10 protein-coding genes and 1 pseudogene are annotated in these 15,119 nt (G+C 43.1%); 6 read left to right on the forward strand and 5 right to left on the reverse strand.

Annotated elements, in window-relative coordinates:
- Nucleotides 1-67: 67 nt before the first annotated feature.
- Nucleotides 68-3,616, reverse strand: a complete 3,549-nt coding sequence (locus BXY_RS06720) for a type IIG restriction enzyme/methyltransferase (protein WP_015531520.1) — start codon at nucleotides 3,614-3,616, stop codon at nucleotides 68-70.
- Nucleotides 3,617-3,811: 195 nt separating this feature from the next.
- Nucleotides 3,812-3,976: a hypothetical protein gene (locus tag BXY_RS06725; protein ID WP_005651720.1), complete on the reverse strand. Its 165-nt coding sequence runs from the start codon at nucleotides 3,974-3,976 to the stop codon at nucleotides 3,812-3,814.
- Between the two features lie 301 nt (nucleotides 3,977-4,277).
- Here BXY_RS06725 and BXY_RS06730 point away from each other — a divergent pair, with 301 nt between their 5' ends.
- Together BXY_RS06730 and BXY_RS06735 are read left to right on the forward strand one after the other, a co-directional pair.
- Nucleotides 4,278-4,481: a helix-turn-helix domain-containing protein gene (locus tag BXY_RS06730; RefSeq protein WP_032849094.1), complete on the forward strand. Its 204-nt coding sequence runs from the start codon at nucleotides 4,278-4,280 to the stop codon at nucleotides 4,479-4,481.
- A 12-nt stretch (nucleotides 4,482-4,493) separates the two neighbouring features.
- Nucleotides 4,494-4,787 (forward strand): helix-turn-helix domain-containing protein, encoded by a 294-nt coding sequence (locus BXY_RS06735; protein WP_004311261.1) that lies wholly within the window; start codon nucleotides 4,494-4,496, stop codon nucleotides 4,785-4,787.
- Nucleotides 4,788-4,851: 64 nt separating this feature from the next.
- On the opposite strand, the gene BXY_RS06740 is transcribed toward BXY_RS06735, so the two are convergent.
- Together BXY_RS06740 and BXY_RS06745 are read right to left on the reverse strand one after the other, a co-directional pair.
- Complete coding sequence (locus BXY_RS06740) at nucleotides 4,852-6,063, reverse strand: site-specific integrase (RefSeq protein ID WP_015531521.1); 1,212 nt, start codon at nucleotides 6,061-6,063, stop codon at nucleotides 4,852-4,854.
- Nucleotides 6,064-6,082: 19 nt separating this feature from the next.
- A pseudogene (locus BXY_RS06745) lies at nucleotides 6,083-7,313 on the reverse strand (tyrosine-type recombinase/integrase).
- Nucleotides 7,314-8,198: 885 nt separating this feature from the next.
- On the opposite strand from BXY_RS06745, the gene BXY_RS06755 reads away from it, so the two are divergent.
- The 4 genes from BXY_RS06755 (at nucleotide 8,199) to BXY_RS06770 (ending at nucleotide 13,583) form a co-directional block, all read left to right on the forward strand.
- The gene (locus BXY_RS06755) at nucleotides 8,199-10,802 is read left to right on the forward strand and encodes a hypothetical protein (protein WP_208946776.1); all 2,604 of its coding nucleotides are present in this window, start codon (nucleotides 8,199-8,201) and stop codon (nucleotides 10,800-10,802) included.
- A gap of 26 nt (nucleotides 10,803-10,828) precedes the next feature.
- On the forward strand, nucleotides 10,829-11,695 hold the full coding sequence (locus BXY_RS06760) for a BT1926 family outer membrane beta-barrel protein (RefSeq protein WP_049702173.1): 867 nt from the start codon (nucleotides 10,829-10,831) through the stop codon (nucleotides 11,693-11,695).
- Nucleotides 11,696-11,779: 84 nt separating this feature from the next.
- Nucleotides 11,780-12,322, forward strand: a complete 543-nt coding sequence (locus tag BXY_RS06765) for a DUF4369 domain-containing protein (protein ID WP_118407741.1) — start codon at nucleotides 11,780-11,782, stop codon at nucleotides 12,320-12,322.
- A gap of 340 nt (nucleotides 12,323-12,662) precedes the next feature.
- Nucleotides 12,663-13,583 (forward strand): hypothetical protein, encoded by a 921-nt coding sequence (locus BXY_RS06770; RefSeq protein WP_008026607.1) that lies wholly within the window; start codon nucleotides 12,663-12,665, stop codon nucleotides 13,581-13,583.
- Nucleotides 13,584-13,724: 141 nt separating this feature from the next.
- On the opposite strand, the gene BXY_RS06775 is transcribed toward BXY_RS06770, so the two are convergent.
- Complete coding sequence (locus BXY_RS06775; protein WP_004306892.1) at nucleotides 13,725-15,005, reverse strand: O-acetylhomoserine aminocarboxypropyltransferase/cysteine synthase family protein; 1,281 nt, start codon at nucleotides 15,003-15,005, stop codon at nucleotides 13,725-13,727.
- Between the last annotated feature and the right edge of the window lie 114 nt (nucleotides 15,006-15,119).

Consider the following 15,119-nt stretch of genomic DNA (forward strand, 5'->3'; position numbering starts at 1 on the left):
GATGTACGCCGTGCCTATCTTGCTTATAGCAAACTGCGTAAACGCAGGAAATCACAGACTCGTATGATTACACGAAGGTTACTTCAGTTATTGGAAAATTCAATACTGCCAACAGATAATCCAAATGATCGCCTGTCATAATATAACAGGCATTGTTCATTACATAATTGTTGGCATCATATGCAAAAGCCATTTGGTTTCCGATTATTTTCCATACAATTTTTGGCTTAGAAAAATCCTCCCAATAACTGATGCTATCTTGTGTTTCAAACCACTCGTTACTAGTTTTCTTTCGGGCTTTTATTTTTTTGCCATTAACAATATGAGTTTCTCCTGTTTGTTCTAAACGCTCTATGCCAATTGACAGAAGATAATTTTTCACCGCAGGATAACTTTCTATATCATAATGCCGCGAAGGAAATGTGGCTATAATCCACAAGTCCGCCCATTCATATTCATATCTCTTGATATCCCTGCCACGAAGAATCGGTCGTATAAGTTCAGCCGTCCGAACACGTTCATCTTCTGTTTGACAATTCGCTAGTATCTCATCACGCTTTTCGGTAGAAATGATAAAAGCATCATTGAAACCAGTTTTTATCCCATAGTTGATTTGGATGTTCCAATCCTTCAAGGGTATTCCCACAGACTCAATCTTCTGCTTGATGCTCTGTTCAATGGGAGACAATATCACCCATGGGATAGAATCTGCAAAGTTACACTTCACGCCTTGTTGCTGCACGAAATCGCTCAAATTATTCAAGCCATTCGAATCTTGTACCAAACAAGCTTGTGTGTTAAAAATATTTGCTGCTTTTTGAGATAAAAGAATATTTGCTTCTACCGTTATTGCATCGAATATTTTTATACCTGCAAAATCTACCAACATAATAGGATTGGTCTTGCTTGCGAAATAACCTCGCAAGGCTTCACCATACCCTGCACGCATCCATTTATTAGACGTGATATAGCAAAGAAAACCATTGGGAGTAAGCAGGTTCATACCCAACTCATAGAAGAGGCAGTAAATATCACCAGTGCGTGCATAAGTTATGTAACCCATGCATTCTAATACATCGGCACTCTTACCCATAGATTGTAACTGAATGTAAGGTGGATTGCCAATGATACAGTCAAATCCCAAGAAGTTGCCTTCGGCATCGAGTACTTCTGGAAACTCTATACGCCATTCGAATGCACCAAGATAAATTTTGTTGGAGTGTATTTCCTCAAATATATTTTCTAAAGTCGCAATTTCTTTCTTTAAATCGGCAATGCGCTTGTCCGACGCTTTCTTTTCCTTTTTTGTCGGTTCAAACAGTTGAGGCGCTTGTAAGTTTGCCAACTCAGAGCGGCGTTTGTTCAATCTAACCAATCGTGCATCCCGGCGGTTGATCTCTGTTTTCAGTTTCGACTTGATTTCTGTTATAAACGTTTCCAAATCCTGCTTTTCGCTTTTACTTTGGGCATTTTTATATTTAGCTACAGCCTCCTTATATTGGCTGATGCTGATACTAGACTCTCGCAGTACGGTCTGAATACTGTCTGTCAAAGCGAATCGGTGAAGCAAAGAATTTCCACATTTGATGTTAATGTCGATATTTGGTAAGGTTTCTAAATAAGTGTAATTACTTTCAGCCGTATAGTAAGCATTCTTCAACAATTCAATCCACAGTCGTAGGCGGCAAATCTTCACAGAGTTGGGGTTAATATCAACGCCAAATAAACAGTTCTCAATGATTTGACGCTTCTCCTTGAAAAGAGTTTCCTGCATGCGGCGACTTTCCGCATTGAGTGGGTTGTAAGCAAATAAATTACCTTCGGTATCGGTAACAATCAGCTCGTCATTTTCAATGGCAAGTTGATAGTCCGCTTTGCGGATACGCTTACCGGTAGCATCTACCAAAATACCTAATTCGTATTTCAAGAGTATCAGTTCATTGAGAGCAGACACAAGAAAGTGACCCGAACCAACAGCTGGATCACACAGTCGCAAACTGTTAATTAGTTCATTAGCTTCGACTATATTGTCAATATGGTTGTATAGTTCTATACGGGTGGTACAATTCCAGCCATAATAACCATTAAACTTTTGCAACACGGTCTTGGTGATTGCTTCACGGCACATGAACATAGTGATAAAGCCTGGAGTGAATACTGAACCATCCTTGTGACCATTTATTTTCTCGAATATAAGCCCTAAAACAGAAGCATTGATGAGTGTTTTAGCCTCTTCTTGCACTTCTTCACTGCCTTCGCTCGCAAAGTTATAAGCGTCGAGAAAAGCAAACAAATATTGCAGGGTGGGTAATGCGTTGACTTGTAGATTGCGTTTTTTATTTCGTAATACGCTACTCGCCAAGACAGGAAGTACCGTACGTTGTGAAAGGCTGTTTATCTTAATTGTTTTACTTTCCAAATCTGTCACCTCGAAAAGAGAACTGTTAAGATAGGGAACGTAAGCAAAATCACGCATAATGGAGTGTGTGCGGCTGCCCATGTCACGTGCAAGCACTTGGAAAAAGAGTGTGTTGAGATCATCATAGTCATGAATCTTAGTTATTGAAAGAAATTTATAGATTGCATCTCCATTGTGGTATTTCAACATCTGAGCCTCCAACAGTTTCAAGAAAAGGATACGATTCATCCAAGTAATACACAATTCCATTGCAACATTGAATAACCGTTCCTCATAATCATTCCCATACAAACGACCATTTATGTGACGCAAACAATCTTCTGCATCCAGTTGGTTAATAGTATTCTCTAGTAATGAAGCCTCGTCACGCCGTTCCACAGCTTTGCGTACAATCACGGTTTTATTATTCTCTTTGCGTTCCTCAATACCAATAATGTGTAGCAGCTCAGTGTAGAATCCACGGTTGAGCGAATTGCTGTCATTTTGGAACGATAGCTTCAAAAGATGTGTATCGCTGAATATCTTATAAAGTTCGATAAGTTTGCGTGAAGCGCTACTGTCTGTTCTATCAAGCAGGTGTTGATAGTCTTGTAAGTTGAAGTAAGTGTATTCAAGGCTATCTTTCACCTCCTCAATATAGGTTGTTGCAATTTCAGTATAGAAGAAATCGGTTTTGTTACTGGTTTTGCGTCCATCCACAAAGTCTTGAAACTCACGACGTAATTGTTTGTTCTGATAGAATTTGCGTTCAAACTCATGGGCATCAAAAATAAAGAATTCATGAATATTAGTAGCGATGAGATATTTAATATCATTGTTCTTCTTATTGACACGTTCTTTAAGATAGTATAGCAATAATTCCTGCAAAGCCTTACGATTAAGATTGTCATTAGAAATCATCTCACCTTTGTTGGTGGTACTCTTTACTTCAATCAATAACCCTATATTGGACTTGATAGTTTTATCCAATCGGATAGCCAAATCAATATCTTCTTCGGGAGCCATGTAGTATGGCTTGTAGAACGTTTCACTCAGAAAATTACGTAAATGTTCTTTTTGCGTGTGTTCTCTTTGCCCATCCACAATATTGTCTCTCAATGTGCGAAGGGCATTTTTGAATAAGTCAAAATCTGTTGTTTCAATCGCAACCTGTCTATATGCTTTGTTCAAAACTTGATTCGGTTTGAGTAGTCCCATAATGTTTGGTAAATGAGTTAATAAAATACAAAGGTAGTCTAAAAACTTGATAATAAAGAATGAACGTATTGGTTTAACGAAAGTTTGTTCTACTGCCAGCCATTATCAACAAACAATAGCAGCAGTAGATTTGACATGATTCTACTTATTATATTGTAATAGCCAGCCAAAGTAATCTTTTCACATCCGGATCTATCACAGGTTGGATAAGTTGTTAACCTGAAGGTAACCGACCTGATGGTATAGGAACAGGAAGAAGTCTGTAATCATGGCATTTACCCGGATAGAGAAGCCACATTTTTTATTGCCGGACTTCCGGCATTGCCTCATCCATGTGTGAAAAGGAGTTTTTTCTTTCACCACAACGTTCCTTTCACATACCCAAAGGGGGTAGTGGATCCAGACCTGCTTCGGCTTTCTTTTTCCTTCCCATATGACAAAAACCGACTATCCATGACTATTCCTGCCAGTGTGCCGGTCGTGCTTGCCTCTCATGGTTTCTTCCCTTATATTCGCACTGATATTTAAACGAGTTGAAAATATGGAAATATGCTACATCGAGGCCGGTGTCCTTGAGAGGATGCTGGCGCGCGCCGAGAACCTGTCCGCACGTGTGGACAGATTGTATGAGAGAAACCGCTGTAAGGAACCCGGAGAGTGACTGGACGGCCAGGATGTCTGCCTGCGCCTTGACATCTCGCCGCGTACCCTGCAGACTCTCCGCGATACCGGACGGCTGGCGTTCACCCGCCTCCAGCGCAAGTTCTATTACAAGCCCGGGGATGTGGAGAAGTTGATGGTCTACGTCGGCATCAGACGCAAGGAGAAGGAGGTGAGAGAAAGAAGGAAGAACGGAAACCTTTAAAGAGCGGAAGAGATGGAAGGCATTATCGACAAGGAGAACGAACGTGTCCGCAGGTTCTTTGCCCTGCTGGACGACATGGAGAAAAAAGTGGAACGTCTTGCCCGTGACAACCGTCCTCCCTTCAACGGGGAACGGTTCCTGACCGACAGGGAGCTTTCCGGGATGTTGAAGATCAGCCGCAGGTGCCTGCAGGATTACAGGGACCAAGGACGGATTCCCTATATCCAGCTTGGCGGGAAGATCCTGTACAGGCAGTCGGACATCGAGAGGCTGCTGGAGGAGAACTATCACCCTGCATTGGTATAATATCGTATTTAAGTTTAAGGATTGTCGCCGGAATTGCATTTACGATTCCGGCGGCAGTTTTTATTTAGCCTGCGGCTTCCTTGCCGGCCGCGGGCTTTCTTCTTTCCATCAGCCGGTTCATGTCCGAGGATATCTTCCGGTCGGTGACCTGGGCGTAGACCTGCGTGCTGTCGATGTTCGTGTGGCCCATCATCCTGGCGATGCTCTCTATCGGAATACCTGCGGTCAGTGTCAGGGTCCCGAACGAATGCCGGGCCATGTGGTAGGACAGGTTCTCTTTCATGCCTAATGCCACGCCCATTCCATGTACCTCATACCAGAGGACGTCGCGGACCGGCAGCGGGAATACCGGCCTGTCGTCATCCGTGGTGTTGTAAAGCTCCAGTATCTGTCCGGCTATGGGATGCAGCGGGATGAACGCCTCCACATCCGTTTTGGCGCGGCGGATGCGGATATACCTTCTTCCTTCCGAAGTCGTTCCGATGTGACGGGGATGGAGAGCCCTCGTATCCGCGTAGGCCAGACCGGTCAGCGAGGAGAAGATGAACGTCCTGCGTGCCAGCTCCATCATCGGGTCGGGCAGCGGGGTTTCCATCATCCGCTTCAGTTCACTGCGGCTGATATGCCTTAGTTTAGGTGTTTCTTTCCTCTCGTATGCCACGTCCTCTATCGGATTGGCTCTTAGTATTTCCCGGTCCACGGCGATGTAGATGAGCCGGTTGAGCCAGCACAGGCAGTGGTTCACGTGTCCGTTCCTGTGTCCCAGCTCCTTCTTGAGAAAGACCTTGAACGATTCGGCGAACTCCTCGGTGATGTCCGAAAAGGCGATGTCCTTCATCCCGCGGGATTCGATGAACTGCCTGAGGTTGAGCTGGGTGGTCTTCGACTGGCGGTAGGTGGAAGTGGAGTTGATCTCCTTGGAGCGGACCCTGAGCCGTTCGCGTTCCACCTCTCCGGCCTGCAGGAGGTATTCCGGTACGGAATTGGCGCCTGACACGGTGGTCTTGAGCAGTTCGGCCGTGACCACTCCCTGGTTCCTCAGCAGGTTCCCGTACGCCTCTTCCAACCGGCTGCGGAGGGCGGCAAGGCGGTTGTTCTCCCTGGCTGTTTTGATTTCACACTTCTTGCTGTCCCAGTCCCCGGGTTTGCAATAGACGCCTGTCGTGACTGCCGATTTCTTTCCGTCGATGCTGATCCGGCAGAGGACGGCGGTCGTGCCGTCCGATTTCACCTTGTTACGGTTGATGTAGAATAAGAGCTTGAATGTACTGCGCATGATAATGATTGTTTAGGGATTAAAGGATAAGTTTCAAATCGCGGGTTGCCTCGACGAACCTGTCCATGTCCTCGAACAGCTTCTTCGGGGTTACGCGCGCGTATATCTGGGTGGTCTTTATGTTGGAGTGTCCCAGCATTTTGCAGATGGTCTCTATCGGCACTCCCTCCTCGAGCGTGACCAGCGAGGCGAAAGAATGCCGTCCCATGTGGTAGACAAGGTCCTGGCTCAGCCCTGCCATCAGGCGCAGGGATTTCATATTGGCCCTGAGCGTGTGGTAGTCCTGCGGCGGGAAAAGAGTCTCGCGGGTATCGTCCCGGTATTTCTCAATCAACGCGACGGCTTCCGGAAGCAGCTTGACACGTCCGAGGTAGTCGGTTTTCTTTCGCTGGTATTTCAGCCAGAGGCTGCCCTCGTCATCCCGGAAGAGGTTCTTCCGGGTGATGCTTACCGCATCGGCATAGGCGGTGCCGGTGTAACAGGCGAAGAGGAAGAGGTCCCGGGTGATGACATGTGACCTGCGTTTTTCCGGTATCTCCAGATCACGCAGCTTCTCGAAATTCTCACGGCTGAGTGCTTTCGGTGTTGTCTCCTTCTGCTTGGGCAGCTTGAAGTGGCAGAAATGGTATTTCTCCGAGTGGCCCTCCTTGTAGGCGATGCGGCAGATCTTTTTCAAGATGGCCAGGTAGCCGCGAAGCGTGTCCACGGCATATCCCTTTTTCCAGAAGGATGAAATCCTGATAGTCGCGGATGAACTGCTCGTTGAGCTGCCCGAAGACAAGGTCCGGAACCTTGAATTTCGCCTTGATGAATTCGGAAAGCGTGCGGTAGGTGAAGAGGTAGGTCGAGAGTGTGGTGGGCGCACGGTCCACACCGACACGGGCCTTCATTTCCCCGTTATGCCGGTCGAGAAGTTTGAGCAGGGTCATCTGCATGCCCGCATTGCCCTGGAACATGTCCCTGACCGCGGCGGCATCGAAATCCCTTTTTCTTTCCATGAGGGAATTGAAGGCCGAGTGTACGGCAAGCAGCAGTCTTTCTATTTTTTCATTGGTCTCCACCGCTTCCCGGCTCTTGCCGTTCAGCCGGCTCTCACGCGCGTTCCACAGCCCGGGGGTGCAGGAGAGCTTGCAGCTGAACTGCGCCATCGTGCGGTTGAGGGTGATCCGTCCCATGATCGGGGCTTTGCCGGTCTTGTCCGGCTCGCTCTTTTTCAGGTAGAGCAGCACCTTGAATTTTTCCACTTTCATAACGCTCTTTTTTAGGTTGTAAAAATACTCCTTTGAAAAGCGTCCTTTGGCATGCAAAACATTGAGAAACAGTGAATACAAATCCGCTTTGTTCTTATCGGTAAAAATTCGGTTACCTGCCGTCGTTTCCGAAACAGGCGGCTAACAGTCTGGTAACTGAAACGTCGCAATATTTTGTTTTCTTTTGCAGGTCTGTCTGTTCTGCAATTCTCGCAAAATGCTTAATTATAAACGTTTTACGTTTAATTATCGTCATTCTGTTTTTTATTGCATTTCTAAATATTACTTATACGGCTCGGCATACTTGGGCTACAATGGCATATTATTGCGAGATACATCCAGGCATTATTTCAGAGGCGATGGGACATTCATCCATTATCGTCACAGAGACTTATCTAAAACCTTTTAAGAATAAGAAAATAGATGAAGCGAATGTGACGATTCTATCTTCGCTGAAGAGGAGCTATGTTTGTGGCAAGTAGTTGATTGATAGTGCTGTTACTTTGTAGGTAACGGGAAGAAAAGACGCTGCAAATATGAGCATATTTCTTAAAACATCCAAACAAAATCGTACATTTTTTCTAATAAACTACTCAAAATAGGAATAAACACAGAAGAACACGTGGATTCTTTGTCTTAGAGCTTTGTTAACGTCTAAATTTTGCAATAGATTTCCCGCCCCTCTACTTTTTCTCATAAGCAGGGGTAAGAAGATTCGTCATATATCGTATTATTTTCTAGTATAGACTACTCTAAAAGAGCAGGCACAAGGGTTTTCCCGTTACCTACAAAGTAACGGGAAGAGGGGGAGTGAAGCGAAATAAATCATGAATTAGTACAAACAAATTTTTTATTTATTAATTGTATAACATTTAATTTACTTTTATGAGAAAATGGACGTATTTAGTCGCAACCTTGCTCATGGCAGGTACGACGGCGACATTCACGGGATGTATTGATACCGATGAACCGGAAGGCATTGCAGAACTTAGGGGAGCAAAGTCTGATTTTATCAAAGCTCAAGCTGCAGTTGAGCTTGTAGAGGCTGAATTGAGAAAAGCACAGGTTGCAGAGCAAGAGTTAGTTAATGCAGGTTTGGCACTTCAGAATAAATCTGCAGAAATTGATTTGCAGTTGCATGAACTGGATATTCAGTTGAAGCAACTCCTGATTGAAAAGGAAGAAGCTGCTACTGCACAAGCAAAAGCAGAAGCGGAAGCTGCCATTGCAAAAGCGGAAGCTGACAAAACTAAGTGGGAAAATGAAAAGGCATTGATTGTTGAGCAGTATAAGGAAAAAATGCTTCTTGCCGAAACTGCTACTGCTAAAGCACAGGAAGCTTACAAGCAAGCTATGGAACAGATTGAAGCTTCCAAGGTTTTGTTGACAGATGAAGAACAATTACGTTTAAATGTTGTAGAGGCAAAAGTTGCTTATGCTAAGATAGCTATGGATAAGGCTATGTATGGATATTCAACGACAGAAGTTGAGACTGAACAAAGACTTGTATCTAAATCAACAAGTTCACAGACAAGTGTTGGCGAAGGAGCTGGAACAACAACTACTACTGGTACTGATGAAAAGTATATTACATATTATGTAATTACACAAAATCCGGATAATGCAAATAACGGATATACAGAAGGCAGCTTGAAGAAACTTCAGGAACAGTTGGCGGACTATCCTAATTGGGTAGCTGATGGAAACATCGAGGCTAAATTGAAGAATGCTGTGGAAATCGCTGAATCCAATTTGAATATAGCACAAAAAACAGCTGATGGATATAAGGCTATTTTGGATAATGAATATACTACATTAGCTGATTGGGAAACAGAGGTTAAAAAGCTGAAGGATGAAATGGCAACATTGGATGTTCAGAAACGACAATATGAACTTAAAAAAGAAGAATTAAAAGTTGCTAATCCTAACTTAGAAAAGAACAAAACTACTGCAGAGAAAAAATTAGCCGATGCTAAGGATGCTCTTGCTAAAGTTAATACTACTACTAATGTAGCTTCTGCTTATTCTAAGAAAGCAGATCAGAGCATTCTTAAAGGCCTGAATGATGCTTTTGATGGTATTTCTGGTGGAGTAGCTGGCTATAATAAATCAACAGGTGAATTCAGCTATGCAAGAACTGTACTAGTTACTAAGGCGCAAGAACAGATTGATGGCTGGAATAAGCTTATTGATGCAGCTACTCAAGGGATTGATTTAGAAGATCTTGCATGGTCTAAACTTGAAGTCGTGAAAGCAGATGCTGAAGCAACAAAAGCGAATGAAACTTACGATGCTGACTATAAGGCATGGGAGAAAGCTCGCGATAAATATATTGAAGTTGAAGCTATTGATATAAATGCTTCAAAAAAAGCTGCCGAAACTGCAATAGCTGCTTATAATAAACTGGGCGATGCTGCTAGAACACAGGATGCTAATATCAGTAAATTAGCTACTGCCTTGGCTGAATACTATCAGGATGCTTTGGATAAAGAGCTTAAAAGTACAAAAGCAGAAGCAACAGAGGCTTCTACCAATACTAAAAAAGCAATTTCTGCTTGGATAATAGCTAATCCTTTGGCAAACTTCAAGTCAATTGTAGGGCTAGAATTAAATTTAATAGAATGGACAGCCGGTGCTGTGACAAAAGCTAATAAAATAGAACAAGCTAATGCAAACAAGCTTCTTGAACTTGGAGCATCTGCTGGTGATGTTCCATATGACTCATGGAAAAAAGCTTCAACAAAAGTGTTTGGTGATAACTTTAATCGTGATAATGAACCTAGAAGGGTTGCTGTGTCAGCTGATATGGTTCTTAAGGAAGTTGATGGCAATAGACTGGCAACAGAATTGCAAAATGGTGACTATGGAACTCTTGGTATCTCTATTTATGCTACGGCAGAAGCTGCACGTCTGACAGCTGTGATAAATCAGGCTGATACCTATAAAGCTTTGAAAGCAGAGTTTACTGCTCAAAAAGCTAAAGAACAAACTACGCTGGATAAGAAAAAAACAGAATTGGCTGCAAATGTAACGAAAGCAGAGACTGCTTTGGCTGATGCTAAAACTGCTTATGATAAAGTATTTAAGGAAGTAGAGGCAAATATAAAGAAAGTTAGTGAGGATTATGACTATAAAGATGCTATAAAAGATAAGATTGAGTCTACAATTTCTGAATATATTGCTAGCCTTGATGAGTTGGGCGATAATTATAAAGATATGACTTTGGCGGAAATCAAAGAAGCTATTAATGCTGAATATTTAAAAGCTGTTACTGGCCTTCTTGATAAAAAAGCAGCTTTGGCTACTGCTGAAAGAAATTTAGAAAAGTTGGCCGAAGGTACTTATACTGATAATGATTATATCAAGGATACATTTGCAAATATTCAGGAAAAGATCAAAGTAAAACAGGCTGAATATGATGCTGCCAAGGCAGACTATGATGCTGCAAGCGCTCAATTGAAAGCACTTCTTGCTATCTTCTTGAAATAATTCCCTAACTACGTAAAAGTAACAAGATGATAAAAAAACTATGCACATTACTTTTGCTGACCTGTATGACAGCTGCGCCTTCAATGGCGCAGCATTACAGCAGCAGTGATGATGCGTCGTTTGCCCCGAAGAAAGGACAGTGGCAGGTTTCAGTCCTGCTTGGTAGCGGAAAGTTCTTTAACGAGAACACTTCTTATCTGCTTCCCAAGTTCTCCAATGACGGAGGAGTAGTCGGACTTCCCAATGGAGGGAAGGATAACTCCGGCGATCTGAACCGCTATCTGAACATCGGGAGTCTGAATAATAATAGTCTGGTCAATATAGCCGGAATTGAAGGTAAGTATTTTGTGTCTGACAATTGGGATGTAAATTTCCAGTTCAGCATGAACGTTAGCCTCACTCCTAAGAAAGACTATGTAGAAGGAGACAACAGTGTACCTGACATGATTATCCCTGCGCAAAGTTATATCAATGCGCAGATGACTAACAACTGGTATGTATCTGTCGGTTCCAACTACTATTTCAAGACTCGCAACGAACGTATTCATCCATATCTCGGAGGCGCACTCGGCTTCCAGATGGCACGCATTGAAACGACCGAACCATACACCGGAGACACCTACAAGGATAGTGACGACTCGGAAGAACTTCCGTCACAGGTCTATGTTTCCGGAAGTAAAGCCGGTCAGATGTACGGTTTCAAAGTAGCTGCCGTAGCAGGTATTGAGTATAGCATTGCCAAAGGTTTTGTTTTCGGTTTCGAAATGCACCCTCTGGCTTACCGCTATGACTTGATACAGATTTGCCCGAAAGGATTTGATAAATATAACGCCAGTCACCACAATATCAAAATATTTGAAATGCCTGTGGTGAAACTGGGATTCAGATTCTAAGGATGAATGATTATACAAATGTATGAATGAAAAGAGAAAGCCGTTCAGCTGATAGTGCGGACGGCTTTTCTTTTTTAAAGAAGAATGAAGAGCTTAATGAACAGATATGTGAAACTTTTATCTTTTCTTCCGGGAATATGTCTGATAGTGGCTTGCACCGGGCATCAGATAAAAGGTTACGAGATTAACGGCAGTGCACCTTTGCCCGAATTCGAAGGAAAAATGGTTTATATGAAAGATGTTTCGAACGGGCAGCCGGTAGATAGTGCAGAAATAATCCACGGAAAGTTTGATTTTTCCGATACGGTGACTATTGTGTCGCCCGTAGTAAAAGTGCTTTCTATTCGTGCCAGCAAATCGGGACTGGAATACCGCCTCCCTGTTGTGATAGAAAATGGTAGTATCCAAGCCTATATTTCCGATGTGGTTTGCACAGGAGGAACAATGCTGAATGAACGAATGCAGGATTTTCTCATGGCTGTTGATGAATATTCTACAGCCTGCGAGAACAAGCAAACGGAACAGATAAAATCCGGATTTGCGGATTTATTGAAAAAATACATAGAAATCAATGATGACAATGCAGTAGGAGAATATATTCGGACTGCCTATCGTTCATCACTTTGATGCAATCAGATTGCTTTTAAGACTATAAACTAAATTTCCCACATAATAATATCCTCTCCAGATATTTCCTCCATATTTTTATAGAAGGGAATGTTGCATAAGAGAGACAGAAATGCGCCCTTGTGAAAGTCCATATTTCTGTATTGTTATGTTTTGAGGACGTTCCCGTATTTCCCATTCCCTTTTTCCCCCGGGAACGTCCTTTTCAATGACCTTCTGTTGTATATTTCATATAACTTACACTGTATGGAAGAATCTAGTGGATCTGTACTATTGGTAACTTTTCATACAAAGATAGTGTTTTTTACAAATACTTTATATCTTTGCAAAACAATGGCATATGCCGGGATTTAACCATACCACTGAAAATATGAAAACAAAAACTTTATTAGGCTTCTTTCTTCTTTCTGTTATGGCTTTTTGTGTATCAGCCTGTCAAGATGATGCAGAGATTATCTTATTTAGTGGTTCCGAACTGGTTGACGAAACAGGAACTTGTACAAACACTGTTTCTTCTACAGTTTTGTATCTTAACGGATGGGAAGCGGAGAATATCGGGATAGCCAATGGAAAAGGTGGCTACTCTGCACAAAGCTCCGATGAAACAATTGTGACAGCAACAGTCATCGACAACCGATTATGGCTTAGTTCGCATGGTAAAAAAGGGAAAGTAACGGTTACCGTTACTGATAAGGATGGTAATTATGTCACCCTGCCTGTGACTGTTTCTTATGGCGTATTGACATTTATGTGCGTCGACCAACCTGAATTTCAGGTTTCCAGACCCAGTGAAGATATGTTGTCATTGGATTCGGAAAGCGAGTTGCAGGAAAAAGTAAATGTGGCAATGGCTCCTTATTCTTTTATAAATAAAGGAGATATCTGTATTTTGCGGCCGGATGATGTATATCATTTATCTGAAGAAGGAACAGGAGGGAAATTCATTTATAAGACAGAGGATGAGCAAATTCTTGTTGAAGGAACATACCAGATAGAGTGGGCTTCATTGGGTGGAAAACAGAAAAAGGCTTTTGTCTTTACATATATAGATAAAAATAATGTAGAGCAACAACACACGTTTTTTAATTTTAGTCCGTATTTAGGAACTCAAAGTTCTACAAGAGAAAGAGGACCGATTACTACGGCATGGTTGGAGGAGGTATCCGATTCACCTTATCTGGAAGGAGTTTTGCCGGCGGATAGAACAGTTGTATATTGGGTGGATACAGTGATTTCCAGTTTGTCTGCCGAGGATTTATAATCATCTGGAAGGATTTATCGGTTCACATTTGAAATGATTCTCTTCGAAATTAATTTTCTTTTTGTGGCAAATAAAAAGGCACGGGAATGAAAGATTTCCCGTGCCTTCTCTTACTTAGTATTTGATACCTTTACGGTATTGTTATGCGTTCAAAGCCTGTTCGATATCAGCAATGATATCATCCGCATTTTCGATACCTACCGATAGGCGGATCAGGTCCGGACGTACACCGGCTTCCATCAGTTGCTCATCCGTTAACTGGCGGTGAGTATGGCTTGCCGGATGGAGCACGCAACTGCGTGCATCGGCTACGTGAGTAACGATAGCGATGAATTCCAGTGAGTCCATAAACTTGATAGACACATCACGTCCGCCTTTCAGACCAAAGGAGATGACTCCGCAAGAACCGTTCGGCATATATTTCTGTGCCAGGCTGTAATATTTGTTGTCCGGCAGACCACAGTAGTTTACCCAAGCTACTTTCTCATTTTTAGAAAGATATTCGGCCACTTTCTGTGCGTTACGGCAGTGTTGAGGCATACGTAAGTGCAGTGTCTCAAGTCCCAGATTCAATAAGAAAGAGTTTTGTGGGCTTTGGATGCTGCCGAGGTCACGCATCAGTTGCGCAGTTGCTTTGGTGATGTAGGCACCTTTGCCAAATGCTTTCGTGTAAGTCAGCCCGTGGTAAGACTCGTCCGGAGTACAAAGTCCCGGGAATTTTTCTGCGTGAGCATCCCAGTCAAAATTACCGCTATCTACGATACAGCCACCTACGCTTGTAGCGTGTCCGTCCATATATTTGGTAGTAGAATGAACTACGATGTCAGCTCCCCATTCAAACGGGCGACAGTTGATAGGAGTAGGGAAGGTGTTGTCAACAATCAAGGGGACCCCGTGACTGTGTGCGATACGTGCGAACTTTTCAATATCCAACACTTCCAGAGAAGGATTGGAAATTGTTTCGCCAAACAAAGCCTTTGTATTCGGTTTGAAAGCTGCAGAAATTTCTTCTTCGCTGGCATCCGGATTTACAAAAGTCACATCGATGCCTAGTTTCTTCATCGTCACTCCGAACAGGTTGAACGTACCTCCATAAATAGCGGAAGAACAAACGAAGTGATCTCCTGCCTGGCAGATATTAAAAATGGCATAGAAGTTGGCTGCCTGACCGCTGGAAGTCAGCATAGCGGCTACACCACCTTCAAGAGCGGCGATTTTGGCGGCAACGGCGTCATTCGTTGGATTTTGCAGACGGGTATAAAAGTAACCACTGTCTTCCAAATCGAACAGGCGGGCCATCTGCTCGCTGGTATCGTATTTGAAAGTTGTACTTTGATAGATGGGCAATACGCGTGGTTCGCCTTTTTTAGGCGTCCATCCAGCCTGTACACACAGGGTTTCCGGTTTGAATTGTTTTGCCATAATGTTATCGGGTTTTAATGTTTTATTTCAAAAAATGTTTTAATGCTGCAAAAGTAGGGAAAATAATTGTATTTTTGCCCTGTTTATGAGTGAAATGATAACTCTTGCGAAGGA

The organism is Bacteroides xylanisolvens XB1A (assembly GCF_000210075.1).
Lineage (GTDB): Bacteria > Bacteroidota > Bacteroidia > Bacteroidales > Bacteroidaceae > Bacteroides > Bacteroides xylanisolvens.

What these genes read in the sequence shown, in the direction of transcription:
- BXY_RS06720 (WP_015531520.1), bottom strand. Translation starts at nt 3,616, where the DNA reads ATGGGACTACTCAAACCGAATCAAGTTTTGAACAAAGCATATAGACAG.
- BXY_RS06735 (WP_004311261.1), top strand. Translation starts at nt 4,494, where the DNA reads ATGGAAGGCATTATCGACAAGGAGAACGAACGTGTCCGCAGGTTCTTT.
- BXY_RS06740 (WP_015531521.1), bottom strand. Translation starts at nt 6,063, where the DNA reads ATGCGCAGTACATTCAAGCTCTTATTCTACATCAACCGTAACAAGGTG.
- BXY_RS06755 (WP_208946776.1), top strand. Translation starts at nt 8,199, where the DNA reads ATGAGAAAATGGACGTATTTAGTCGCAACCTTGCTCATGGCAGGTACG.
- BXY_RS06760 (WP_049702173.1), top strand. Translation starts at nt 10,829, where the DNA reads ATGATAAAAAAACTATGCACATTACTTTTGCTGACCTGTATGACAGCT.
- BXY_RS06765 (WP_118407741.1), top strand. Translation starts at nt 11,780, where the DNA reads ATGAAGAGCTTAATGAACAGATATGTGAAACTTTTATCTTTTCTTCCG.
- BXY_RS06770 (WP_008026607.1), top strand. Translation starts at nt 12,663, where the DNA reads ATGCCGGGATTTAACCATACCACTGAAAATATGAAAACAAAAACTTTA.
- BXY_RS06775 (WP_004306892.1), bottom strand. Translation starts at nt 15,005, where the DNA reads ATGGCAAAACAATTCAAACCGGAAACCCTGTGTGTACAGGCTGGATGG.